The sequence below is a fragment of the Janthinobacterium darwini genome (assembly GCF_051380905.1).
Lineage (GTDB): Bacteria > Pseudomonadota > Gammaproteobacteria > Burkholderiales > Burkholderiaceae_D > Janthinobacterium.
In genome coordinates this window covers 209841-231947 of the sequence record NZ_JBNYXX010000001.1, presented here as the reverse complement: position 1 = coordinate 231947, position 22107 = coordinate 209841, and the positions used below count along the sequence as shown (strand labels likewise).

The window sequence follows — 22107 nt, the reverse complement described above, 5'->3', positions numbered from 1 at the left end:
GCCTGGAAAGGCGCCGGCCATGCCAGACTCCGCTCCTCTTCTCCCTCCTCCGGCTGCGCCGCTGGAACTGACGCAACTTCTGGCCTGGCTGCAGCACGACGGCTTGCTCGACGCGGCGCAAGCGGCCGCCATCGACGCCCAGGCCGCCCAGCTGCCGGCGCCTGCCTTGCATCCGCTGTGCAGCATCGCGCATGGCGCGCTGACGCTCGATATCCTGTGCGCATGGCTGGCGCGGCGGGCCAGCCTGCCGTACATGCGCATCGATCCCTTGCACATCGATTTCAGCCAGGTGGCCGATGTCATGACGGCCGGCTATGCGGCCCGCTTCAACATCCTGCCCGTGGAAAGCACGCCGGAGCGCATCGTCATCGCCACGGCCCAGCCCTACGCGCTCGCCTGGCAGGCGCAGCTGGGAAAGCTGGCGCCCCGCAAGCTGAGCCTCGTCATTGCCAACCCGCTGCACATTGCCGATGCCATCGCGCAATTTTTCAGTCTGGCCAGTTCCGTCAAGGTCGCCCGGCAAGCGTCCACGCAAGACCTGGCCCTGCGCCAGAATGTCGAGCAACTGGTGGAGCTGGGACGCAACAAGACCAGCCTCGACGCCAACGACCAGCACGTGGTGCGCATCGTCGACTGGCTGTGGCAATACGCGTTTGCCCAGCGCGCCTCCGACATCCATTTGGAACCGAAACGCGACGCGGGCTTCGTGCGCCTGCGCATCGATGGCCGGCTTTACCAGGCCTACCAGTTGCCGCCCGTGGTATTGCTGGCCATGACGGCGCGCATCAAGTTGCTGGGGCGCATGGACGTGGTGGAAAAGCGCCGCCCCCAGGACGGCCGCATCAAGACGCGCAATGCGCAGGGCCAGGAAATCGAGCTGCGCCTGTCCACCTTGCCCACGGCCTTCGGCGAAAAGCTCGTCATGCGCATCTTCGACCCGGAAGTGGCCGTCAAGAGCCTGTTTGACCTGGGCTTTCCGCCTGCAGATGCCGAACGCTGGCGCCAGCTGACGGCACGCACGCACGGCATCGTGCTGGTCACGGGTCCCACCGGATCGGGCAAGACCAGCACCCTGTACAGTACCTTGAAGGCGCTGGCCAGTAGCGAAGTCAATGTGTGCACGGTGGAAGACCCCATCGAAATGGTGGAACCGGCCTTCAACCAGATGCAGGTGCAAACCCAGGCTGGCATCGAACTGTCGTTTGCCGATGGCGTACGGGCGCTGTTGCGGCAAGACCCCGACATCATCATGGTGGGAGAAATCCGCGACCTGGCCACGGCCGAGATGGCCATGCAGGCGGCGCTGACGGGCCATTTGGTGCTGTCGACACTGCACACCAACGACGCTCCCTCGGCGGTCATGCGCCTGCTGGAACTGGGCTTGCCCGCCTACCTGCTGGAAGCGTGCCTGGCCGGCGTGCTGGCGCAGCGGCTGCTGCGCTGCCTGTGCCCGGACTGCAAGCAGCTCGATGCCACCCCGGGCGCCGCGCCATGGCAGCGACTGACGGGCGGCCAGCTGGAACGGCCCGACGCCATGTACCGCCCCGTCGGCTGCGCCCAGTGCCGGCACAGCGGCTACCTGGGGCGCGCCGGCATTTATGAGCTGCTGAGCGTGACGGAAACATTCGGCCAGCTGGTCAAGGCGGGCGCCGACCTGCATGCCTTGCGCCGCCAGAGCATCCTCGACGGCATGACGCCGCTGCGCATCGCCGGCGCGCGCAAGATCATCGATGGTACGACCAGCATCGACGAAGTGCTGAAGCTCACGGCAGCCCTGCCTTAGCAGGTCAGCACTTTCTAACAGGAATGCTTTGCATTCTTTTTCAACTGATATATAATGCGGCCTCTTTCGGGTCGTTAGCTCAGCTGGTAGAGCAGCGGACTTTTAATCCGTTGGTCGCAGGTTCGAATCCCGCACGGCCTACCACGAATGCGCAGTACTAAAAAGCCCATCCTCACGGATGGGCTTTTTTCGTTTCAGCCCCCCAGGGTTATACTGGCTCTTCGTCTTGCCAGCCCTGAAAGAAACGCATGAAACTTGCCGCCGCCCTCCTCCTGGTCACCGCCTGCCTGCCTGCGCAGGCACAGCCGCCCATTGTGCTCGACGGCCAGTACAGCGCGCGCACGGACGAAATGAGCCTGGAAATCATCGGCAACCGCGTCTGCTTCGCGCCCGACAAGGCGCAATGGGGCCGATTGCCCCGGCCGGCGGCTTCGCACGCTGCATGGTTTTGTTTCAGCAACGATGCCGAAGCGCGCCGCCAGCTGCGCGTACCCGCGCGCCAGGCCGACAATTGCGGCTGGCAAGCGCGTGCGCGCATCGTCATTGATACGTATCAACCGTACGTGGAACAGGGCGACGGCAACGACATGGCGCGCCTGGCATCGGTCATCAAGGTGGCGCAACCGAACGCCATCGCCTGCGAATAGTTTTAATCGAGTTCGTATTCCTGCAGATAGCGCGCGAACAAGTCGCCATCAGCCAGCGGACAGACAAAACCCGCGCCCCAGTCGGCCAGCAGCAACTGTTCTTTCAAGGGCAGCAGCAACAGCTCAGGCATGCCATCGCTGCACCACAGGTCGCACACGATGCCCTTGTCATCCAGGCCGGCAAACAAGGTCTCCGTCTTGTCGCCGCCAAAGGCGAGCACGTTCTTGCATTCCACCCGATAACTGCTGTAGCCCGTGTAGACGGCGTCATACGGCGGCAAGGTGTCCGCCAGCGCCAGCCGCAGCTGATCGGCCGTGATGCCCAGTACGCGCACCTGCGACGGCGGCGCCTCGGGCACGTACATGGCCGTCCAGCCGGCGCCGCTGCGGTGCGCGTCGGCGAACGCCTGCTGTTCGCCCATCTGCGTCAAACAGTGCTGTAAATTATCCAGCGGCAGCAGTTCGATCATGCAAAAATCGTCTTCGTGATAATACGCTTCGCGCATGCTTCAATTCTCCAACAAATCTTGTAACTGGGCATTGCGCCGCACCGTCAACAGGCCGGCCCAGGTCTCGCTCGTCACGGACGGATAGCGCACGGCGCCGAAATTCATCCAGGCATCGCGGTAAGCCAGCCACAGGCGCTGGGTGGCGCGGATGCCATCCTTGCCCACGGCGCCCGCATAGGTTTCCGCCGGTTTTTTCATGAGCTTGCCGTAGATGACGTTGAGTTCCTTGTCGAGCGCCGCCGCCCGCTCCCTGGACATGCTTGGCGGCAGCTTGCCCGCTTCGTACTCGCGCAAATCGTGCGCCAGCTGGTCGAGCTCTGCCGTGCGGGCGGCGATGCTCAGGGCGGCGCGCGCCGTGCCGCTCAAATCCGTTTCATTAGCGGCGCGCGCATCGGCAAACTTGCTTGTTGCCGTCTGCAGCTTTTGCAGTGATGCTTGCGCCACTGCCGGCATGCCCGCACTGACTTTGTCTGTTGCCTGCGCGCGCACGCGCTGCTTTTGCCGCGCATCGATGGCGCTGCACACGCCCATCATGTAGCCGCTGGTGATGTCGTCGCACAAGTCGATCATGCCGCGCCCGCTGGCATTGATCTGCTGCAAGTGTTCGATGCGCCCCCGCATCTCGGCGGGCGCAGCATCGATGCTGCACGCATACTTCAGCGCCAGCAACGGGTCTTTCTGCACGCCCTGTCCATTCTGGTACAGCATCATCAAGACGGCGCTGTTCTGCGTTGCCATCGCGCAATGACGCACGGGACGCCAGTCGGCCGGCTTGGGCGAGGACATACTCTTGGTATCGTAATACAGGTCTGTTGCCTGGCACTGCTGCAAAGCAGCCACGGCGGACGGCGCCGGCAGGTCGGCAGGCGGCGGCGCCGCATCCTTGACCTTCAGGCAGCCCGCATACCAGGCCGTGCTTTCCGCCTGGCCCACGCCCATGGCGCTGGTATTCGGGTACGGTGCGGCGGCAGCGGCAAAACCCGGGCTGGCGAGCAGCGTGCCGGCACCCAGCAATAGCGTTTTCAATAAGGATAGACAAGTTTTCATGTTCAAGCAGCGCCAGCGTGAGTAAAGCGGCAAGTTTAACTGATCAGCCAAGCTGCGCCCGCCCGATACACGCCCATCGCGCCTGGTAAGTAACGGTACTCAGCCTTGGCAGGGCAGGAAGCCATGGGCAATAATGTTGCCCGCTATACTTTTTTCACTTCCCGGACCACGCCCATGACCTTACCCCGTCTTCGCCGTTCCCTCGGCTCCCTGCTGATCGCAGCAGCCTGCGCCTCGCTGGCAATGACCGTCCACGCCGCCGATACCACGACGGCTATACCCGTTGCCACCACGCAAACGCAAGTCAAACATGCCATCACGCACGAAGACGTGTGGCTGATGAAACGGGTGGGTGCCCCTGTCGCCAGCCCGGATGGGCGATGGGCTGTGTTTTCCGTCATCGACAGCGCCTACGATAGCAAGGAGCAATGGTCGGACCTGTGGATCAAGTCGCTGCTAGACGACAGCCCAGCGCGCCGCCTGACCTCTTCCAAAGGCGGCGAAAGCGCCGTGGCCTGGTCGCCGGACAGCCGCCAGCTGGTGTTCGTCGCCAAGCGCGATGGCGATGAAGCGGGTCAGATCTACCGCCTCGACGTGGCCGCTGGCGGCGAAGCGCAACGCCTGACCTCGCTCACCTTGGGCGCACGCATGCCGAAATGGAGCCCGGATGGCACGCAATTGCTGTTCATCAGCGACATCTATCCAGGCAACAAGACGGAAGCCGACGTCAAGCAAAGCGCGAAAGAACGCAAGGAGCGCAAAGTCAGCGCCCGCTCGTATGAAACGACGGCGCCCCGCTATTTCGACAAATGGCTGACCGACAAGCAGGTGCGCCTGTTCATCGTCGACGCCAACGCTGCTGCCCGAGGTGAAAACACAGCGCGCGACATCCTGTCGGGCACGCAACTGGTCACCCTGCCGGGCTTTGGCGGGGGCCAGGGCGACGAGGGACAATCGCTGGACGCCGTCTGGACGCCGGATGGCAAGGCCGTCGTTTTCAACGCGGCCACCAACCGCGATGCCGCCCAGCGCGAAGCCGTCTACTCACAACTGTATTTGCTGCCCTTGGCGGGCGGCGAAGCGCAGCGTTTGACGCAGGACAAACATAGCTACGGTTCCCTGAAATTCGCTGCCGATGGCAAGACCCTGTTCGCCTTGAGCGACGCGCAAACACCGGGCAAGGTCTATGACGTGAAGCGCCTGGCCAGCTTCGCCTGGCCGATGAGCAACCCTGCACCGACCATCCTGACGGCCAAGCTGGACCGTTCGATTTCGCGCTATGTGCTGCCCGAGGGCGGCAAGCGCGTCATCTTCAGCTATGAACACGCGGGCCTGGAAAAGCTGTACTCGATCGACACCAGCGGTGGTGACGTGCGCGAGGAGCCATCCTTGCCGACGGGCAGCATCAATTCGCTGAGCAGCGGCGGCAAGGCCCTGGTCGGCGTGTGGGAGTCAAGCATCAACCCGCCGGAAATCTATGCCTTCAACGGCAAGCAGCCGAAGCGGCTGACGTCCTTCAACACGGACAAGGCAAGTAAAATCGACTGGCAGGCGCCCGAGCACTTCTGGTTCACCACGGCCGACGGCCGCCAGATCCACAATATGCTCGTCAAGCCGGCCAACTTTGACCCGAACAAGAAATATCCGCTGTTTACCGTCATCCATGGCGGCGCGGCCAGCATGTGGCGCGACCAGTTCGTGCTGCGCTGGAACTATCACTTGCTGGCTAAGCCAGGATATGTCGTGCTGCTGACCGACTACAAGGGTTCCACCGGCTATGGCGAGGAATTCTCGCGCTCGATTCAATTCGACCCATTGAAAGGCCCGGGCGATGAAGTCAACCAGGGCGTCGATGAAGCCATCAAGAAATATGCCTTCATCGACAGCACGAAACTGGCCGCCGGCGGCGCCAGCTATGGCGGCCACCTGGCCAACTGGCTGCAAGCGACCACCACGCGCTACAAGGCCATCGTCTCGCACGCAGGCGAAATGGACTTGATCATGCAATGGGGCACCAGTGATGGCGGCTTCGGCCGTGAAACCAATGCGGGCGGACCCGTCTGGTCGAACCTGCCCGTATGGCGCGATCAAAGCCCCGTCATGCAGGCAGGCAACCACGAAAAAGGCACGGGTTTCACGACACCGATCCTGATCACCGTGGGCGAGCTCGACTACCGCGTGCCGGCCAACAATGCCTTGATGAACTTTGCCGTACAACAGCGCCTGAACGTGCCGGCAAAATTACTAGTGTTCCCGGACGAAAACCACTGGATCTTGAAGGGCGAGAACAGCCGTTTCTTCTATAGCGAAGTCGAGGGCTGGCTGGCGAAGTATTTAAAATAATCCTGCTGCGCGCTGTTTGAAGAGCCAGGCTCCGCGCACGCGGGCCTGGCTTTTTTCATGCGGGCTGGACTGTGGCCACGGCCGCCGTCTGCCGTCGTATCGCCAGCACCAGCAGCGCGGCCAGCAGGCAGGCGGCGCCGGCCGCGAACAGGGCCGGGTTGTAGGTCAGCATCAGGGTGCGGATGCGGCCAGCCCCATAGGCGGCCACGGCGGCGCCCAGCTGGTGGCCCGCGAAGATCCAGCCAAACACCATGCCCGCGCGCTCCCGGCCAAACGTGGCCCCCACCAGTTTCACCGTCGGCGGCACGGTGGCGATCCAGTCCAGGCCGTAGAACATGGCGAACAGCGACAGGCCATACAAGGTGAATTCCGAATACGGCAGCCAGAACAGGGACAAGCCCCGCAAGCCGTAGTACCAGAACAGCAATTTGCGGTTGTCATAGCGGTCCGACAGCCAGCCGGACAAGATCGTGCCGAACAGGTCGAAGGCGCCCATCATGGCCAGCACGGAGGCGGCCGGCACGGCGGACAGGCCCGAATCGCCGCACAGCGAGATGAAGTGCGTCTGGATCAGACCGTTGGTGCTGAGGCCGCAGATGAAGAAGGTGCCGAAGAGTATCCAGAAAGTGCGGTTTGCCGCCACGCTGCGCAAGATCAGGAACGGCGTGGCAAACGTCATTGCTGGCGCCGGCGCCACCACCAGGGGCGTGTCGGGATCGGCGCCATAGGGCCGCAAGGCAAGGTCTTGCGGCCGGTTGCGCATGCACAAGAAGGCCAGCACGGCGACGATGGCGCAGGCGGCAAACACGGGCATGACGGCCGTGCGCCAGCCGAAGTGCTCGATCAGCCAGGCGCCCACGGGCAGGAACAGCAACTGGCCCGTGGCCGAGCTGGCCGTCAGCACGCCCACCACCAGGCCACGGTGCGTCTCGAACCAGCGGTTGGCCACCACGGCACTCAAGACCAGGGCCGTCATGCCCGAGCCCAGCCCCAGCAGGATGCCCCACAGCGCCACCAGGTGCCAGAACTGCGTCATGCGCGTGGCCAGCAGCATGCCAGCCGCGATCAGCCCCAGCGCCACGCAGATGATATTGCGCAAGCCGAAGCGCTCCATCAGGATGGCGGCAAACGGCCCCATCAGACCGAACAGCACGAAGCGCACGGCCAGCGCCGAGGAAATCTGCTCGGCATCCCAGCCGAACTCGCGGCTCAAGGGTTGCATCAGCGCCCCCGGCAAGCCCAGCGCGGCAGACGAGGTCAAGGCGGTGAGGAAGGTAATGGCGACGATGACCCAGGCAAAGTGCATGCCGCGGCGCGCCAGCCATTGCGAAAAAGGATAGGAAAGCATGCAGTCCTCATGAGAAAAAGTGGATGCCGATCATTGCCATCTGGCGGCATTTTTCTCATGTTATATTATGATCGTAATTTATACAATCGAAAAAAACTGGCGCGACACTGCTGCGTGCGGCTCCAGTCCTGGCTGCAAGCTTGTGACATGGAGTCAGACCCGGCGGGTCTGACTCCATACATTACTTCACCTTCAAGCCATTCTTCACATCCGTCACCCCTTCCACGCCACGCGCCAGGTCGGCGGCTTTTTTCACTTGCGCCTGGGAAGGCACGAAGCCGCTGAGCATGACGACGCCGTTCACCGTTTCCACGTGCACGTCGAGCGCTTTCAAGTCACTGTCCTTGACGAGGTCCGCCTTGATCTTGGTGGTGATGACAGAGTCTTCCACTGCCACCTTGGTGCTGCTGGCCGCATTGCGCGTCATGCAGGCGGCCTTGGCCGTCGCATCCATGGCGTCACAGTTTTCCTTCATGGCGGCAGGCGGATTCTGCGCCACGTTGGTGCCAGCCGTGGCGCCCGTGTTGGCGTCGGCCAGCGCGGCCGTTTTTGCCGTCTTGGCATCGTTCATGCACGATGTCTTGTCGGCGCCCGTGCGGTCGCCGCACTTGGCCTTGGCCAGGTCATACTCGGCATTGGCGACATCCTTGCGGGCCTTGCCCAGTTCGCGCGGCGTGTTACGGTACTGGGCCACGGCGTCCGAGTCGGCCTTGGTGCGCGCCACCCTGGCTTCTTCCACGCAGACTTTTTTCGCATTGCCGCTCTGGCTGTCGCAAGCGGCCTTGGCCTGCTTGTAGTCGGCCGATGCCTTGTCCGTCAAACTCTTGTACGAGGCATCCTGCGCATACGCGGGCGTGGCGGCAAGCAGTGCGCTGGCACTGGCGGCCAGCATGAGTGCGATCATTTTGTTCATGATGGTTCCTCTCTGGTTAGTTGATGCCCAGATTAGACCCCTGCCGGACGCAAAGCTCCGTGCGACAGCACACGCTGACTAGCCATCTGCGCAAAATTCACCGTTTATTTGTCGCCGCTCAAGCCCTTTCGCCACAATACTTGCGCCTGTTCAAATGATGAAGCGGTCCCATCAAATGCAGCTGCACCATCCGCCAGCGCCAGCCATGCCTGCGTGGCGTGCGAACCGCCCGCGCTGTCGCCGCCGGCGCGCACGCCGCGCATCCATGCCAGTACCTCCTGATACTGCCCGGGGTGGCGTTCATGCATCCAGGCCAGGGCCACCAGGTCTGCATAAGCCTCTTCACGGCGCGTCTCGCGCAGCTCCTGCGCCAGCGATGTCAGCTTGTCCTGCTGCCTGCCGGGCGGCTCGACAAAACCGCGTGGCAAGACGTGCCAGTCACCCTGGGCATAGCGCTGGCAATGGCCGATTTCATGCGCCGTCATCGCTTCCATCATCATGCCTTGGCGCGCAACTGGCACGCCCTGCAAGACACTGTCCGCCTGTGCATTGCCGCGCAGCGACAAGACCAGCTTGCAGCGCCCTGCTTCGTAGCCCAGCGCCAACGGCACGGCGCCGGGCGCATCCTGGGGCTGCACGATGATATCGATGGGTAAGCCTTGCGCGCGGGCAAAGGCGATGAGGGGCTGGCCAGCCTGCAGCCAGCGGCTTTCCAGATCGGTGAGCTGAGCATGCGCCATGGCAGGTGCGGCACTAAGCAAACTCAACAGCGAAATCAGTTTCAACATGGGATCAACGGCAAGAAAGGAATGCAACCACTGCAGAGTAAGCGGTGAAGATATTTCCACAAGGAAAAACTGGCAACTATTCACAAATAAAGACGAAAAAAAACCGGTGCAGCAGCACCGGCTTTTCACACTGACAATCGTCAGGGCGGATTTATTTCTTCGTCGCTTTATCCAGGGCGCGGGCCGTGACGAATTCCGGACGGATATCGTTCGGCACGGCTTTCATTTTGTCGAGCGCCACTTGCACTTCCGGACGAATCACCACGTACTTGCTCATCAACGCTTGCGCGCGCGCATAGTCGCCCGTCGCCTCGATAGTCAAAAATTCGCGGTCCAGGTCGATCACGGCCTGTTTGATCTTGCCAAAATCAACGCCAAACTTGCCGTCGCCCAGGGAAACAAAACCGCCCTTGTCGAGGATGTAATTCATCTGGATGGCCATGCCACGCGCATGCGAATCCGTCAGGCCGAAATGCAGGGTGCGGAAACCGGAGGCGAGAAAAGTGCTGTACAGCTTGCGCTCGGCCGCCTCGCCCTGGCCCAGGGTGTCGTTCAGTTGCCCCTTGTCCATCATGTAGCGCAGCGCAAACAAGCCCGTGATATCGGCCTTGGCTTCTTCGATGGTCGAATATGCTTCCTTCAAGTCCTGGCGTGGCGTGGAGGGCTTGCCGTCGACGACGGTGGCGTGCGGGCCCAGGCCGTGCATGATTTCATGCGCGAGGATGTGCGTGAAAAAGGAATTGAAGTCGACGTCCTGCTGCGCGTCGGCGGTCAGCACCAGTTTCGAGATCGGCGTCAGGGTGGCCTTGAACTTGGCTTCCTGCACGTTTTTCAACATCACACGCTTGGAACCGCGCGCGCTGATGATGCGCTCGTCGTTGGGCAGGTTGTAGGCGGCTGTCTGCACGGCCATGTTGCCGTCGCCCGCGCCATACACCTGGTTGACCACCACCATCGGTGCCAGCGCGCCCACTTTCGGGTTGCGGTACTGGGCGTCGAGCGGCAGGTTGTCTTCCAGCTCCTGCATGTGCTTGGCGAAGAAGTTCAGCTTCTGCGTCTCGGCCTGGTCGCGGATGTTCACATAGGCTTCGAAGGCCGCCTTGTAGCCGAACAGCTCGTCGTTATACGTTTCATACGGGCCGATGGTGATATCGACGGGCGAGTCGAGGTCCATCCAGGCGAAGTCGGACGGCAGATAGTCGTTGTCGAGGAAAGCCTTGGCGCGCAAGGTGAGGAATTTCTTCAGGGACGCGTTGTCCGTGGCGGCCGCCGCCTCGTCGAGCAGCCTGGCCAGCTGCTTGAGTTCCACCTTGTACTCGTCCGAATACTTGACGGTCTGATATTTGCCATCCTTGCCCGCGCGAATCGTCGTGAAGAACCATTGCGCCTGCTGCTTGTCGTCCGCCGACAAGCCACTCATCCACGCTTCCAGGCTGGCCTTGGTGGCGCCCTGCGGATAGAAATTACCCGCTTCCGGCTTGTGCGCGGGAATGGCGATGCCCGCATAGCTGGCGGGCATGAACGAGGCGTGCGCGTCGAGCACCGACCATGGCCCCTTGTTGATCCAGAAATAATTCAGGCGCGCCTGGCCCAGCTTTGATTTATCCTTCTTCAAGGCCGCCCACAGCGCTTCATTGCCGGACCAGCGCTGGCGCAGTTGCAGCACGTCAACCAGCTTGGCCGCTTCGACCAGCTTGGCGATGGCCTGGCGGTCGCCAAAGGACAGGTGTGTGACATCGGCGGTCAGTTCAACGGGCGCATAGCGGGCGCTCATGGCCGTCAGTTGTTGCGCCGTGGCCGGGCTTGCTGGTGCGGCGGCTGGCGTTGCGGCGCAGGCGCTGCCGACGGCGGCGGCCATCAGCAGGGGAATCAGGAGTTTTTTCATGGGGGTCTCGGTTAGATTTTTCTCAGAAAAAAAAGCGGCTGGCGCGGATGGCGCGCTACCGCTTTCTTGCTCAGACTGCGATTGTCCCACCTGCCCCATGGCATGGCAAGCCGCTTACCAGACCTTGTACACCTGCCCCGTCTGCGCCCCTTCCACACTGCGGCTGTAAGCCAGGGCCACGCGGCTGGCGGCGGCTGGCTCGAAGCCGTAGAAGAAGGGACCGTAAGCTTCCAGCGATTCTGCCAGCACCGTGGGGCTGACGACATTGATGCGCACGCCGCGCGCCAGTTCGATGGCGGCGCCCCGCACGAAGCCTTCCACGGCCGCATTCGTCATGCTGGCGGCCGCACCGAAGCGGATCGGGTGCTCGGCCACGATGCCGCTGGTCAGGGTGATCGAGCCACCGTCGTTCAGGTATTCCTGCGCCACCAGCGCCACGTTGACCTGGCCCATCAACTTGCTGTCCAGGCCCAGCTGGAATTGCTCGGGAGTAAATTCGGCCAGGGGACCGAAATGCAGCTTGCCGGCCGTGACGACGACGGCGTCGACCTTGCCGATGCGCTTGAACAGGGCGCGCACTTGCGCAATGTCGCCCATGTCCGCCTGGTGCGTGCCGCTGCGGCTGCCCACTTCGATGATTTCATGGCGTTGCGCCAGTTGTGCCGCGACGGCCGTGCCGATGGTGCCGCTGGCACCGATGATGACGATTTTCATGCTGCTTCCTTGTCTGGGGTTGAACGATGAAGCCAGTATGCACCGCTTCCAAAAAGGAATAAATACGCTAGAATTTATAAGATTACCAACTCACAGTTTGCAATCAAGGTGTATGGATAAATTGCGCAGCATGGAAATCTTTGTCGCCGTCGTCGACCAGGGCAGTTTTACGGCCGCCGCCGACACCTTCCACATCTCGCCCGTGATGGTGGGCAAGCACATCAGGCAGCTCGAAGAGCGGCTGGGCACGCGCTTGCTGGCGCGCACCACGCGCCGGCAAAGCCTGACGGAAATCGGCCAGCAGTATGTGGAGCAGTGCCGCCAGATCCTGGCGCAGATCGCCGCAGCCGAAACGGGCGCGGAAGCGATGCAGGCCACGCCGCGCGGCAAGCTGAAAATCACGGCGCCCGTTTCCTTCGGCAGCGAACGCATGGCGCCGCTGCTGGCCGAGTATCTGACGGCCTATCCAGACGTGAGTCTGGAGCTGAATCTGAATGACAGGATGGTGGATCTGGTGGAGGAAGGTTTTGATGCGGCCATCCGCATCGGCGCGCTGGACGATTCCGGCATGGTGGCGCGCCCCTTGCGGCCTTACGCGATGGTGATCTGCGCCTCGCCCGACTACCTGGCCAGGCACGGCACGCCGCGCTCGCCGGAGGACCTGGCGCGGCACGAGTGCGTGGATTTCATGCAGTGGTCGCGCCACATGCGCTGGCGCCTGAGCGGCAAGGAAGCGCGCCACGATGGCGCGGCGGCCGAGAGCCGCTTCCGCTCGAACAATGGGCAGGCGCTGCGCATGGCGGCCCTGCACGGCTTCGGCATCGTCATGCAGGCGGAAATCCTGCTGGCCGACGATATCGCGGCGGGCCGCCTGGTGCCGCTGCTTCAGGATTATGTGCCGGCGCCGCGCCTGATGCATGTGCTGTATCCGCGCGACCGCCAGCCCACGCCCAAGCTGACGACCTTCATCGACTTTCTGCTGGAACGCTACGGGCCAGCGGCGACACCGCCGCCGGCCACGCTCACGTAACTGAGAACTTAGTTGGCCTTTGCCAGCTTCGCCAGCTCGCCATCGGGCTGCCAGCCGGCACCTAAAGAGCGGGCCACGGCAACGGTCGCCAGCAAGCGCTGGGTCTTGATCTGCACGGCGGCACGGTCAGCTGCCAGCGAGCTGCGCTGGGCATCGGTGACATCCAGGTAGGTAGAAATGCCGCGCTCGTAGCGCGTGCGCGCCACCAGGTAGGCGCGCGCGGCCGCTGCCTGCGACAGGGCCTGGGCGTCGCCCTGCAACTGGCGCTGCTCCACGTCGGACAAGGCGTCTTCCACTTCGCGCAAGGCCGTCAGCAGCTTCGTTTCGTGATTCGCCACGGCTTCCGCATAGCGCGCCTTGGACAAGTCCAGGTTGGCCTGGTTGCGGCCACCGTCGAAGATGGGCAGGGACAAGGCCAGTGGGCCAAAGCTGAACTGGCGCGAACCGCCTTGCGCCAGGTCGCGCAGTTTTTCGGAGGCGTAGCCGAAATTGCCCGTCAATTGCAGCGAGGGGTAAAACGCGCCTTCGGCCACGCCCACTTGCGCGTTCGCCGCGCGCAGGTTCGCCACGCTGGAGACCAGGTCCGGGCGGTGCGCCAGCAGGCTGGCAGGCAAGCCGACAGGGATACCTGGCGGCAGCGGCAAGATGGAAGGCTCGGCGGCCACCGGCAATTGCAGCGCCGACGGCGGCTTGCCCGTCAGGGTGGCCAAGCTGTTTTCCAGCTGGTTGCGCTGGCGCTTGACTTCATGCAGGTCGGCTTGCGCATTCGACAGTTCGACTTTTGCGCGCGCCAGGTCCAGCTCATTCGTCAGGCCCGCATTGAAGCGCGCTTCGACCAGCTGTGCCGACTCGCGGCGCGTGTCGAGCGCACCGTTCAGTATCGCCATTTCCGCATCCAGTCCCCGCAGTTGCCAGTAATTGCTGGCCACTTGCGCCGACAGCATCAGCAGCACGCCGTCACGGTCTGCCTGCGCCGCCAGCGCCTGCGAGTCAAACGCTTCGACCATGCGTTTCACGCGGCCCAGCAAGTCGACTTCATACGACAGCGAGCCGCCCACGGAAAAATTGTTGCCGCTGATGGAGCGGTTGCCCAGGGCCAGACCCTGCGAGGTGTTGGCCGAAGTGCGCGAATTCGAGATGCCGGTGCTGACGTTGACGCTCGGCCCCTGGTTGGCGCGCGCCGTGCCGCTTTGCGCCAGCGCCTGCAGCAGGCGCTCACCCGCCGCTTTCACGCTGGGATTATCCTGCAGCGCGCTTTGCTCCAGGCGGTCCAGGGTAGCGTCGCCATAAATGCTCCACCACTCCTTGGGCAGCTGCGCTGCATCCGCTGCGGCAGCGCCGTGGCGGAAAACACCGTTGTCGATGCCGGCCACATTCGCCGGGGCGGTGAAATCCTGGCCCACTGTACCGCAGGCGGAGAGCGCCACGGCAAGGGAAGCGGCCAGCGCAATTTTCGTCAATACTGTTTGCATGGTGTATACCTTCTTGTTCTTTAAGGGCTTGCGTCGGCGGTCAATGACCGCCGCCACCGCCACCGGGAGCTTTGAGTTTGTCGGCCAGCCACAGGGGCAAGATGCAGGCCAGCAGGATGGCGCCGATCAGGAAAAAGCCATCGTTGTAGGCCATCACATACGCTTCGCGGCGCACGATGCCGTCGATCGCCTGCAAGGCCTGGTTGCCGGCCGTGACGGCGTCATAGCCCTTGGCCATGAAAGAGGACGTCAGCTGGTCGATGCGCAGCTGCGTGGCGCTGGAATACGCATTGATCGCTTCACCCAGGCGCTGCGAGTGGAAATGCTCGCGAGTGCTCAGGGCCGTGGCCAGCAGGGCGATGCCGATCGAGCCGCCCAGGTTGCGCGTCATGTTGAACAGGCTTGATGCGGACGGCATGTCCTTCGGCGCGATGCCCTTCATGGCGAAGTTCGACAGGGTCAGCATGACGAAGGGCTGGCCCAGCGCGCGCACCACCTGCGACCACAGCAGCTGGTCGTAGCCGGTGGAAGCGTCCATGTAGGCATTCATCATGCACGAGCCGCCGAACAGCAGCAGGCCGAACGAGCACAGGATGCGGTTGTCCACCACGGACGACAGCTTGGCGACGAAGGGCATGATGAACAGCTGCGGCAAGCCTACCCACATGATGACTTCACCGATCTGCATCGGGGAATAGCCGGCGATCTGGCCCAGGAACAGGGGCAGCAAAAAGGCCGAGCCATACAGGCCCATGCCCGTCACTGCCGACAGCACGGTGGCGACCAGAAAATTTCGCTGGCCGTACAGGGCCAGGTTGACGAACGGTTCGGCGCGCGTGGCGCTGGTGACGACCCAGCCCAGGATGCCCGTCAGCGCCAGCGCGGCAAAGGCAATGATGAAACCGGAGTCGAACCAGTCCTTCGAATTACCCTCTTCCAGGAAGATGGTCAGGCAGCCCAGGCCCAGGGCCATGAAGAAGATGCCCAGCCAGTCGGCTTTCCAGAACATCTCCAGCTTCATCGGCTCCTTGTCCAGGCCGTAGATCATGCCGGCGATCAGCAGCACGCCTGGCACCCAGTTGATGTAGAAGATCGAGGGCCAGCCATACAGCTCGGAGAGGTAGCCGCCCAGGGTCGGGCCCATGGCCGGCGCCAGAGTGGCTGTCAGGCCGAAAATGGCCATGCCGACGGCGCGCTTCGACGGCGGCAGCTTGAGCATCACCAGGGTGAACGCCATCGGAATCAGCGCGCCGCCCGTAAAGCCTTGCAGCATGCGGAAGACGATCATGCTTTCCAGGTTCCAGGCCGTACCGCACAGGGTGGAGAACAGCAGGAAGAAGGCGGTGGTGCCGATCATGTAGGTGCGCAAGCCGAACACGCGCGCCAGCAGCGCGGTGAGGGGAATGACGATAATTTCCGCCACCAGGTAGGCCGTGGAAATCCACGAACCCTCTTCCTGGGTGGCCGACAGCGAGCCAAGGATATCCTTGAGCGAGGAGTTGGTGATCTGGATGTCGAGCACCGCCATGAAGGCGCCCAGCATGCCGGCGGCGACCGCCAGCCAGGTGCGCCCGGAGACTTTCTCGCTGATCACGGGGAACGCCGGCGATGCCGCCGGTGTGGTGGAAGGGCTGCTCATGAAAACTTAGCGGGCGGCGGTCTGCGCGGCGGGAGCAGCTGGCGCAGCGGCATGGCGCGGCGCCTTGTCCTGAGACGACACGGGCTGGTTGACTTCCACTTCGGCGATCACCGACATGCCCGGCACCAGGCGGCCATTCATGGCCTTGATGTCTTCCGGCTGGAAGACGATTTTGACCGGCACGCGCTGGACGATCTTGGTGAAGTTGCCGGTGGCGTTATCTGCAGGCAGCAGGGCGAATTGCGCGCCCGAGGCAGGTGCGAAGCTGTCGACCGTGCCCACCAGTTTCTTGCCTGGCATGGCGTCGATGGTCACGTGCACGCTCTGGCCGCGGTGCAGGTCGGCCAATTGGGTTTCCTTGAAGTTGGCGGTGACCCAGACGTTGTCTTGCACGATGGCCGTCAATTGCTGGCCAGGCTGCACGCGCATGCCCGTTTCCACGTTGCGCTTGCCGATGCGGCCGGCAACGGGGGCCAGGATGCGGTTGTATTGCAGCTGCTGTTCCGCGTCCTTCAATTGCACGCGCAGCACGGCCACTTGCGCCTTGGCCACGTCGCGCGCAGCTTGCGCCGCACCAATCTGCGCCTTGGCAGCCGAAGCGCTGTCGCGGCGGGCGGCCAGGTCGGCCACGGCGCTGGAGCGGGCCGCATTGGCCGCATCGAGTTCCGCTTTCGAGACGGCTTTCATCTGGCTCGTGTACAGCTGGCCATAACGGTCTGCATCCTGTTTTGCGCGCAGCAGCTGTGCATCGGCCTGCGCCACTTGCGCCTGGGCGGCGCTCGCTTGCGCCTGCACTTGCGCGATTTGCGCGTCGGCCTGCAGCACTTGCTGCTCGGCGCTGGCGATCTGCGCGGCGATCTGCTCGGTTTTCACGCGCTGGTCGAAGGGATCGAGTTCAGCGATCACGTCGCCCTCTTTCACCATTTGATTATCGTCAATGAAGACCTTGGTGACGACGCCGGAAATGCGTGCCGAAACGGGATGCACGTGGCCGGACACATAGGCGTTTTCCGTTTCCACGAAATAGTGGCTGCGATACCACATGCGCGCGCCAGCGCCCAGCGCAACGAGGACGATCAGGCCGGCGATGATTTTTACGCGGTTGTTGGGTGGTGCGGAGCTGGCGGAAGCGGCGGGCATGGAAGGTGCGGCAGGGGCCGCGGGTGGGACGGCGCTAAGCACCTTGTGCTCTGCTTGGCCTGGCTGGTTGGACATACTCGCTCCGAAAATGAAATGATATAGGTTCATTATTGGACAAAGAAAAGCCAAAGTCAAGAAATGAAACGATTGCATTTCATTTTAATTTGCACTACAGTGTAAGCCATCACTTACCTTCCAACTTATAAAGAGACCCAGACCATGTCCGATCCCGGCCTCAGCAATACCTTAGCCACCGATACAGAATCCGACGACGCCCCACAGGAACTTTCCTGCTGCGGCAAACCGGCCGGCCGGCCGCGCGCGGCCGACATGGAAGCGCGCATGGAAAACCTGCTGCACACGGCTGGCTGCCTGTTTCTGGAAAAAGGGTATGGAAAGGTCAGCCTGGAAATGATCGCCCGCGAAGCCCATGTGGCCGTACGCACGATTTATGTGAAATTTGGCGGCAAGGCGGGCTTGTTCAACGCCGTGGTGGAGCTGCGCCGCGCCGCCTACTTCTCGACCATGCCGGCGCTGGAAACGGATATGCGCCCCCTGCCCGCCATCCTGGGCGAGTTCGGTCTGCTGTTCGTACAACTGGTCACCATGCCGGCGGCCATTCGCCTGAATCGCATGGTGGTGGCCGAAGCGGCCACGCACCCGGAACTGGCGGAAACGTTTTACAAAGTGGGACCGGGTCAGACGCGCGAGATGCTGATCAAGTTTTTCAGCCGTCCCGACATCGCGCCACTGTTTCGCGCGGAGTTGACGCCGTCCATCCTGGCGCTGCACCTGCTCAATTGCCTGTTGGGCGACCAGATGTCGCGCCTGCTGTTTCCGCCGCAGCAGCAGCCGGATGTGGCACAGTTGCGCACCAAGGTAGCGCTCAGCCTGGACCTGTTTCTACGCGGCACCTTGCACCAGCCGCTCGCGGCCTGACGCGCGATTCAGCCAGGGCAGCGGCCCTCTTCCTGCATCGCTGATTCGGCAGGCTCATCGTTCAAGCCCAGCGCACGCAAGAAAGGCTGGGCCGCCGACGGTCCGTCAAGACTCAGTGACGACTCAATTCCATCAAGGCGTTCCGGGCCATAGCGCATCAGGTCGAACGAGGTTTCAAAGCGCTGCGCCAGGAAATAAGTGCGGAAGTAATCGAAGGAAAACGCCACCTGGCCATCGGCCAGCAGCAGCAAGCCATGCGCATGCAGTGGCGCCAGCCAGTCCCCTGCGGCCATGCTCCAGCCCTTCACGCCGCAATAGTCGCTGGCAAAACGCTGCAGTTCCGCTTCGCCGAGGAACAGGGTCTTGGCTTCGAACATCACGAACGCCAGCTCGATCAGGAATTCGCGCGCATCGGCAGCCACGCCAGCACCCTCACGCTGCCGCGCGCCCGCCTTGCCCAGCAAACCATCGAGATAAACGCGTTCGCTCGCCAGCTGCGGCAGCAAGGTAGCAAACACATACTCGGCATCCATCTGCCCCGTTTCCTGGCCGTTCGGCGTGTACAGTACCGACAGGGCGAAGTTCTTGCTCACGTCGTCGAACTCGCGCAACGACACCGTCCACTGCGTGCCTGGCGCGTCGCCCTCGGCCCCGCCCGTGCCGAACTCGAGCACGGAAAACGCCGCCATCTGGCCATGCGCTCCGTACAGGCTGCCGGGATTGCTCTTGAACAGGATGCCCAGCGACTTCATCAGTGAACTGGCGTCGCCCGTATGCTGGTGGCCGTGGAACACGGCGTGGATATTCTTGTAGTGCGCGCGCTGCTCGGCACTGGCGTGCTCATCGGCGGAGAAAAAACTGAAGCCGGCATTGCCCAGCGCCACAGCCGCAACACCCTGCACGCGGCTGCCCGGTACCAGGTAGTAACGCGCACCGGGCAAGCTGGCCGCCTGCAGCAAGGGACGCAGGAAGTATTCGTAGACATACACAGGCGTCGTGCCGGCACAGGCGTCCGGCGCCACCAGCTGCCCCGTGAAGAAAATCGCATCGATCTGCTTGCCCGCCGCCAGAATGGCAGCCACATCCTGGTACAAGGCATGCAGCATCACGGCTTGCTCTTGCTCATCAGCCCGACGCAAACGGACATCGGCAATATGAAGGGCGGTAAATTTTTTCATTGTTGCAAAACTTTCTTAGAGCCTATCCCAGTAGGGAGCGTCTTCTGCTGGTCGTTCATCAGGAGCGCGGACAATGCCGTGAGGAGATCGCATGGCGAGCCACGCGACGACGAGCAACGCAGTCCCCGCTTCTGAGGGGCGCCAGCAGGGGATGTATTCATCTACTGAGACAGGCTCTCAGTACAGCGGAACTTGAGCGACCCACACGCTGGCAGCATTCCTGGAAAAATCACACGCTTCTATTGAAGCAAAAGCAAAACATGGTTACAGACCTCTATTCTGCCATTTTTTCCACAAGGCAATACTCACCAATTTTCACAAGACATAGACGCGCCACGTTTTACCATGCCAAAGGTCAAGGGAAATAAAAAAACCGGGAACAAGTCCCGGTTTTTTATACTGAAAGTTAATTTTTTATCAGCGCTTGCGCGGTGGCGGCAAGTCCGTGCAGACAGCGTCGGGGGCGGGTGGATGGTCTTGCCGATGTCGGTGCCGTCGCAGCCCATTTCGATGGCCAGGGCGATTTCGCCGCTTCATCGTTCACCTGTCGCCCGCATGCGTGCCGACGATGGTGCCGCCGATGATGTGATTAATCGTTGCTGGATAATAAAAAACCCCGCAATCGCTTGCGGGGTTTTTAGTGTTACAACACAGCGCTACAACATCAGCGCTTGCGCGGTGGCGGCAAGTCCGTGCAGACACCTTCGTAGACTTCAGCGGCCATACCGATCGACTCGCCCAGGGTCGGGTGCGGGTGGATGGTCTTGCCGATGTCGGTGCCATCGCAGCCCATTTCAATGGCCAGGGCGATTTCGCCGCTTCATCGTTCACCCGTCGCCCGCATGCGTGCCGACGATGGTGCCGCCGATGATGTGTCTCATCGTTGCTGGATAATAAAAAACCCCGCAATCGCTTGCGGGGTTTTTAGTGTTACAACATCAACGCTTGCGCGGTGGCGGCAAGTCCGTGCAGACACCTTCGTAGACTTCAGCGGCCATACCGATCGACTCGCCCAGTGTCGGGTGCGGGTGGATGGTCTTGCCGATGTCGGTGCCGTCGCAGCCCATTTCGATGGCCAGGGCGATTTCGCCGATCATGTCGCCCGCATGCGTACCGACGATGGTGCCGCCGATGATGCGATGCGTTTCTGCGTCGAACAGCAGCTTGGTAAAGCCTTCTGCGCGGCCATTGGCCACGGCGCGGCCCGAGGCGGCCCACGGGAAGTGGCCCTTCTCGACCTTGATGCCCTTGGCTTTCGCTTCGTCTTCCGTGATGCCGGCCCATGCCACTTCCGGGTCCGTGTAGGCGACCGACGGGATCACCTTGACATCGAAGTGCGACTTCTGGCCGGCGGCAGCTTCCGCTGCCACGTGGGCTTCATGCACGGCCTTGTGCGCCAGCATCGGCTGGCCCACCAGATCGCCGATGGCGAAGATATTAGGCACGTTGGTGCGCATCTGGCTGTCGACGTTGATGAAACCGCGGTCCGTCACTTGCACGCCGGCCTTGTCTGCGGCCAGCTTCTTGCCGTTCGGACTACGGCCCACGGCGACGAGCACCAGGTCGTAGACTTGCGGCGCTGGCGCCGTGGCGCCCGCTTCGGCTGCTTCGAACGTGACCTTGATGCCTTCCGGCAACGCCTCGACGGCCACCGTCTTGGTCTTGGTCATGATGTTGTCGAAGCGCTTCTCGTTGAACTTCTGCCACACCTTGACGGCGTCGCGGTCGGCGCCCTGCATCAGGCCATCCATCATTTCGACCACGTCGATGCGCGCGCCAAACGTGGAATACACGGTCGCCATTTCCAGGCCGATGATGCCGCCGCCGATGACCAGCATGCGTTTCGGGATCTGGCGCAATTCCAGCGCACCCGTCGAATCGACGATGCGCGGGTCTTCCGGCACGAAGGGCAGTTTCACCACGGACGAACCGGCAGCGATGATGGCCTGCTTGAACTGCACGACTTTTTTCGAGCCGTCGTCTGCCGTCACTTCGATGTGGTTGGCGCTGAGGAACTGGCCCACGCCGGTAACGATTTGCGTCTTGCGTGCCTTGGCCATGCCAGCCAGGCCGCCCGTCATGTTCGAGATGACGCCTTCCTTGTACTTGCGTACCTGGTCGATGTCGATCGTCGGCTTGGCAAACGTCACGCCCGTATTCGACATGTGCGCCGTTTCATCGATGACGGAGGCGACGTGCAGCAGCGCCTTCGACGGGATGCAGCCCACGTTCAGGCACACGCCGCCGAGGGTGGCGTAGCGCTCGACGATGACCGTCGACATGCCCAGGTCGGCCGCGCGGAACGCCGCCGAGTAACCGCCAGGACCACCGCCCAGCACCATCATGTCGACGTCGATGTCGACCTGGCCGCTGTAATTGCCGGCCGGGATGGCGGCAACGGCCGCAGATGCTGGTGCGGCAGCGGCTGCCGGAGCGGCTGCAACCGGCGCAGGAGCGGCCGCTGGCGCAGCAGCCGCCGCGCCTTCAGATGCTTCCACCACCAGCAGCGCGCTGCCTTCGGCGATCTTGTCGCCGACCTTGACCTTGATTTCCTTGACGACACCCGCATGGGTCGAAGGAATTTCCATGCTGGCCTTGTCCGATTCGACCGTGATCAGGGACTGGTCCACCTTGATGGTGTCACCCACCTTGACCATCAGTTCGATGACTTCGACTTCCTTGAAGTCGCCGATATTCGGTACTTTTACCTCTACTGTGCTCATCAATCGCTC

The 22107-nt window shown here is 62.5% G+C and carries 17 protein-coding genes, 1 tRNA gene and 2 pseudogenes; 6 read left to right on the top strand and 14 right to left on the bottom strand.

Translation table 11 applies throughout. The features are described from left to right. The first annotated feature begins 19 nt into the window (after positions 1-19). The 3 genes from ACQ4WZ_RS01005 to ACQ4WZ_RS00995 all read left to right on the top strand — a co-directional run bounded on the left by ACQ4WZ_RS01005 (position 20) and on the right by ACQ4WZ_RS00995 (position 2430). The gene (locus ACQ4WZ_RS01005) at positions 20-1783 is read left to right on the top strand and encodes a GspE/PulE family protein (protein ID WP_436572379.1); all 1764 of its coding nucleotides are present in this window, start codon (positions 20-22) and stop codon (positions 1781-1783) included. 68 nt (positions 1784-1851) lie between these two features. After that, positions 1852-1927, top strand: a tRNA-Lys gene (locus ACQ4WZ_RS01000). A gap of 104 nt (positions 1928-2031) precedes the next feature. Next, positions 2032-2430, top strand: a complete 399-nt coding sequence (locus tag ACQ4WZ_RS00995) for a hypothetical protein (protein ID WP_436572378.1) — start codon at positions 2032-2034, stop codon at positions 2428-2430. Between the two features lie 2 nt (positions 2431-2432). On the opposite strand, the gene ACQ4WZ_RS00990 is transcribed toward ACQ4WZ_RS00995, so the two are convergent. Both ACQ4WZ_RS00990 and ACQ4WZ_RS00985 read right to left on the bottom strand, forming a co-directional pair. Further along, on the bottom strand, positions 2433-2936 hold the full coding sequence (locus ACQ4WZ_RS00990; protein ID WP_436572377.1) for a hypothetical protein: 504 nt from the start codon (positions 2934-2936) through the stop codon (positions 2433-2435). A 3-nt stretch (positions 2937-2939) separates the two neighbouring features. Beyond that, on the bottom strand, positions 2940-3986 hold the full coding sequence (locus ACQ4WZ_RS00985; protein ID WP_436572376.1) for a lysozyme inhibitor LprI family protein: 1047 nt from the start codon (positions 3984-3986) through the stop codon (positions 2940-2942). Positions 3987-4160: 174 nt separating this feature from the next. Here ACQ4WZ_RS00985 and ACQ4WZ_RS00980 point away from each other — a divergent pair, with 174 nt between their 5' ends. Next, the gene (locus ACQ4WZ_RS00980) at positions 4161-6329 is read left to right on the top strand and encodes a prolyl oligopeptidase family serine peptidase (RefSeq protein ID WP_436572375.1); all 2169 of its coding nucleotides are present in this window, start codon (positions 4161-4163) and stop codon (positions 6327-6329) included. A 55-nt stretch (positions 6330-6384) separates the two neighbouring features. On the opposite strand, the gene ACQ4WZ_RS00975 is transcribed toward ACQ4WZ_RS00980, so the two are convergent. The 5 genes from ACQ4WZ_RS00975 to ACQ4WZ_RS00955 form a co-directional block, all read right to left on the bottom strand. Beyond that, entirely contained in the window at positions 6385-7677 is a 1293-nt protein-coding gene (locus ACQ4WZ_RS00975) for an MFS transporter (protein ID WP_436572374.1), read from the bottom strand. Positions 7678-7858: 181 nt separating this feature from the next. After that, on the bottom strand, positions 7859-8590 hold the full coding sequence (locus ACQ4WZ_RS00970; protein WP_436572373.1) for a BON domain-containing protein: 732 nt from the start codon (positions 8588-8590) through the stop codon (positions 7859-7861). 104 nt (positions 8591-8694) lie between these two features. Continuing rightward, a complete protein-coding gene (locus tag ACQ4WZ_RS00965) occupies positions 8695-9378 on the bottom strand; it encodes a hypothetical protein (RefSeq protein ID WP_436572372.1) in 684 nt (227 codons plus the stop codon). Positions 9379-9529: 151 nt separating this feature from the next. Beyond that, entirely contained in the window at positions 9530-11263 is a 1734-nt protein-coding gene (locus tag ACQ4WZ_RS00960; protein ID WP_436572371.1) for a dipeptidyl-peptidase 3 family protein, read from the bottom strand. Positions 11264-11377: 114 nt separating this feature from the next. Continuing rightward, entirely contained in the window at positions 11378-11977 is a 600-nt protein-coding gene (locus tag ACQ4WZ_RS00955) for a short chain dehydrogenase (protein WP_101482499.1), read from the bottom strand. A gap of 112 nt (positions 11978-12089) precedes the next feature. Between ACQ4WZ_RS00955 and ACQ4WZ_RS00950 the strand changes: the two genes are divergently transcribed. Next, complete coding sequence (locus ACQ4WZ_RS00950; protein WP_101482500.1) at positions 12090-13007, top strand: LysR family transcriptional regulator; 918 nt, start codon at positions 12090-12092, stop codon at positions 13005-13007. 8 nt (positions 13008-13015) lie between these two features. Here ACQ4WZ_RS00950 and ACQ4WZ_RS00945 read toward each other — a convergent pair whose 3' ends face one another. From ACQ4WZ_RS00945 to ACQ4WZ_RS00935, 3 genes are read right to left on the bottom strand one after another with little or no spacing between them, the layout of a single operon-like run. Beyond that, positions 13016-14479, bottom strand: a complete 1464-nt coding sequence (locus ACQ4WZ_RS00945; RefSeq protein WP_436572370.1) for an efflux transporter outer membrane subunit — start codon at positions 14477-14479, stop codon at positions 13016-13018. Positions 14480-14519: 40 nt separating this feature from the next. Then, positions 14520-16118 carry a DHA2 family efflux MFS transporter permease subunit gene (locus ACQ4WZ_RS00940; RefSeq protein ID WP_436572369.1) on the bottom strand — a complete coding sequence of 533 codons (1599 nt, stop codon included), beginning with the start codon at positions 16116-16118 and terminating at the stop codon, positions 14520-14522. A gap of 6 nt (positions 16119-16124) precedes the next feature. Then, positions 16125-17333, bottom strand: a complete 1209-nt coding sequence (locus tag ACQ4WZ_RS00935; protein WP_436572368.1) for an HlyD family secretion protein — start codon at positions 17331-17333, stop codon at positions 16125-16127. 144 nt (positions 17334-17477) lie between these two features. Between ACQ4WZ_RS00935 and ACQ4WZ_RS00930 the strand changes: the two genes are divergently transcribed. After that, a complete protein-coding gene (locus tag ACQ4WZ_RS00930; RefSeq protein WP_436572367.1) occupies positions 17478-18197 on the top strand; it encodes a TetR/AcrR family transcriptional regulator in 720 nt (239 codons plus the stop codon). Between the two features lie 8 nt (positions 18198-18205). Here the strand turns inward: ACQ4WZ_RS00930 and ACQ4WZ_RS00925 are convergent, their stop codons facing one another. From ACQ4WZ_RS00925 to lpdA, 4 genes and pseudogenes are all read right to left on the bottom strand, one after another. Continuing rightward, on the bottom strand, positions 18206-19375 hold the full coding sequence (locus tag ACQ4WZ_RS00925; protein WP_436572366.1) for a hypothetical protein: 1170 nt from the start codon (positions 19373-19375) through the stop codon (positions 18206-18208). A 417-nt stretch (positions 19376-19792) separates the two neighbouring features. Beyond that, positions 19793-19960: pseudogene (locus ACQ4WZ_RS27045) on the bottom strand (oxidoreductase dimerization domain-containing protein); the annotation flags it as partial. Positions 19961-20039: 79 nt separating this feature from the next. After that, positions 20040-20247 (bottom strand): annotated as a pseudogene (locus tag ACQ4WZ_RS00920) (oxidoreductase dimerization domain-containing protein); the annotation flags it as partial. Between the two features lie 66 nt (positions 20248-20313). Beyond that, positions 20314-22098, bottom strand: a complete 1785-nt coding sequence (gene lpdA / locus ACQ4WZ_RS00915) for a dihydrolipoyl dehydrogenase (protein ID WP_436572365.1) — start codon at positions 22096-22098, stop codon at positions 20314-20316. Between the last annotated feature and the right edge of the window lie 9 nt (positions 22099-22107).

Bases quoted from the DNA above. Each gene is read 5' to 3' on its own strand.
- ACQ4WZ_RS00945 (WP_436572370.1), bottom strand. From the start codon at position 14,479: ATGCAAACAGTATTGACGAAAATTGCGCTGGCCGCTTCCCTTGCCGTG.
- ACQ4WZ_RS00930 (WP_436572367.1), top strand. From the start codon at position 17,478: ATGTCCGATCCCGGCCTCAGCAATACCTTAGCCACCGATACAGAATCC.
- ACQ4WZ_RS00970 (WP_436572373.1), bottom strand. From the start codon at position 8,590: ATGAACAAAATGATCGCACTCATGCTGGCCGCCAGTGCCAGCGCACTG.
- ACQ4WZ_RS00960 (WP_436572371.1), bottom strand. From the start codon at position 11,263: ATGAAAAAACTCCTGATTCCCCTGCTGATGGCCGCCGCCGTCGGCAGC.
- ACQ4WZ_RS00980 (WP_436572375.1), top strand. From the start codon at position 4,161: ATGACCTTACCCCGTCTTCGCCGTTCCCTCGGCTCCCTGCTGATCGCA.
- ACQ4WZ_RS00935 (WP_436572368.1), bottom strand. From the start codon at position 17,333: ATGTCCAACCAGCCAGGCCAAGCAGAGCACAAGGTGCTTAGCGCCGTC.
- ACQ4WZ_RS00985 (WP_436572376.1), bottom strand. From the start codon at position 3,986: ATGAAAACTTGTCTATCCTTATTGAAAACGCTATTGCTGGGTGCCGGC.
- ACQ4WZ_RS00965 (WP_436572372.1), bottom strand. From the start codon at position 9,378: ATGTTGAAACTGATTTCGCTGTTGAGTTTGCTTAGTGCCGCACCTGCC.
- lpdA (WP_436572365.1), bottom strand. From the start codon at position 22,098: ATGAGCACAGTAGAGGTAAAAGTACCGAATATCGGCGACTTCAAGGAA.
- ACQ4WZ_RS00940 (WP_436572369.1), bottom strand. From the start codon at position 16,118: ATGAGCAGCCCTTCCACCACACCGGCGGCATCGCCGGCGTTCCCCGTG.
- ACQ4WZ_RS00995 (WP_436572378.1), top strand. From the start codon at position 2,032: ATGAAACTTGCCGCCGCCCTCCTCCTGGTCACCGCCTGCCTGCCTGCG.
- ACQ4WZ_RS00990 (WP_436572377.1), bottom strand. From the start codon at position 2,936: ATGCGCGAAGCGTATTATCACGAAGACGATTTTTGCATGATCGAACTG.
- ACQ4WZ_RS00950 (WP_101482500.1), top strand. From the start codon at position 12,090: ATGGATAAATTGCGCAGCATGGAAATCTTTGTCGCCGTCGTCGACCAG.
- ACQ4WZ_RS00975 (WP_436572374.1), bottom strand. From the start codon at position 7,677: ATGCTTTCCTATCCTTTTTCGCAATGGCTGGCGCGCCGCGGCATGCAC.
- ACQ4WZ_RS00955 (WP_101482499.1), bottom strand. From the start codon at position 11,977: ATGAAAATCGTCATCATCGGTGCCAGCGGCACCATCGGCACGGCCGTC.
- ACQ4WZ_RS01005 (WP_436572379.1), top strand. From the start codon at position 20: ATGCCAGACTCCGCTCCTCTTCTCCCTCCTCCGGCTGCGCCGCTGGAA.
- ACQ4WZ_RS00925 (WP_436572366.1), bottom strand. From the start codon at position 19,375: ATGAAAAAATTTACCGCCCTTCATATTGCCGATGTCCGTTTGCGTCGG.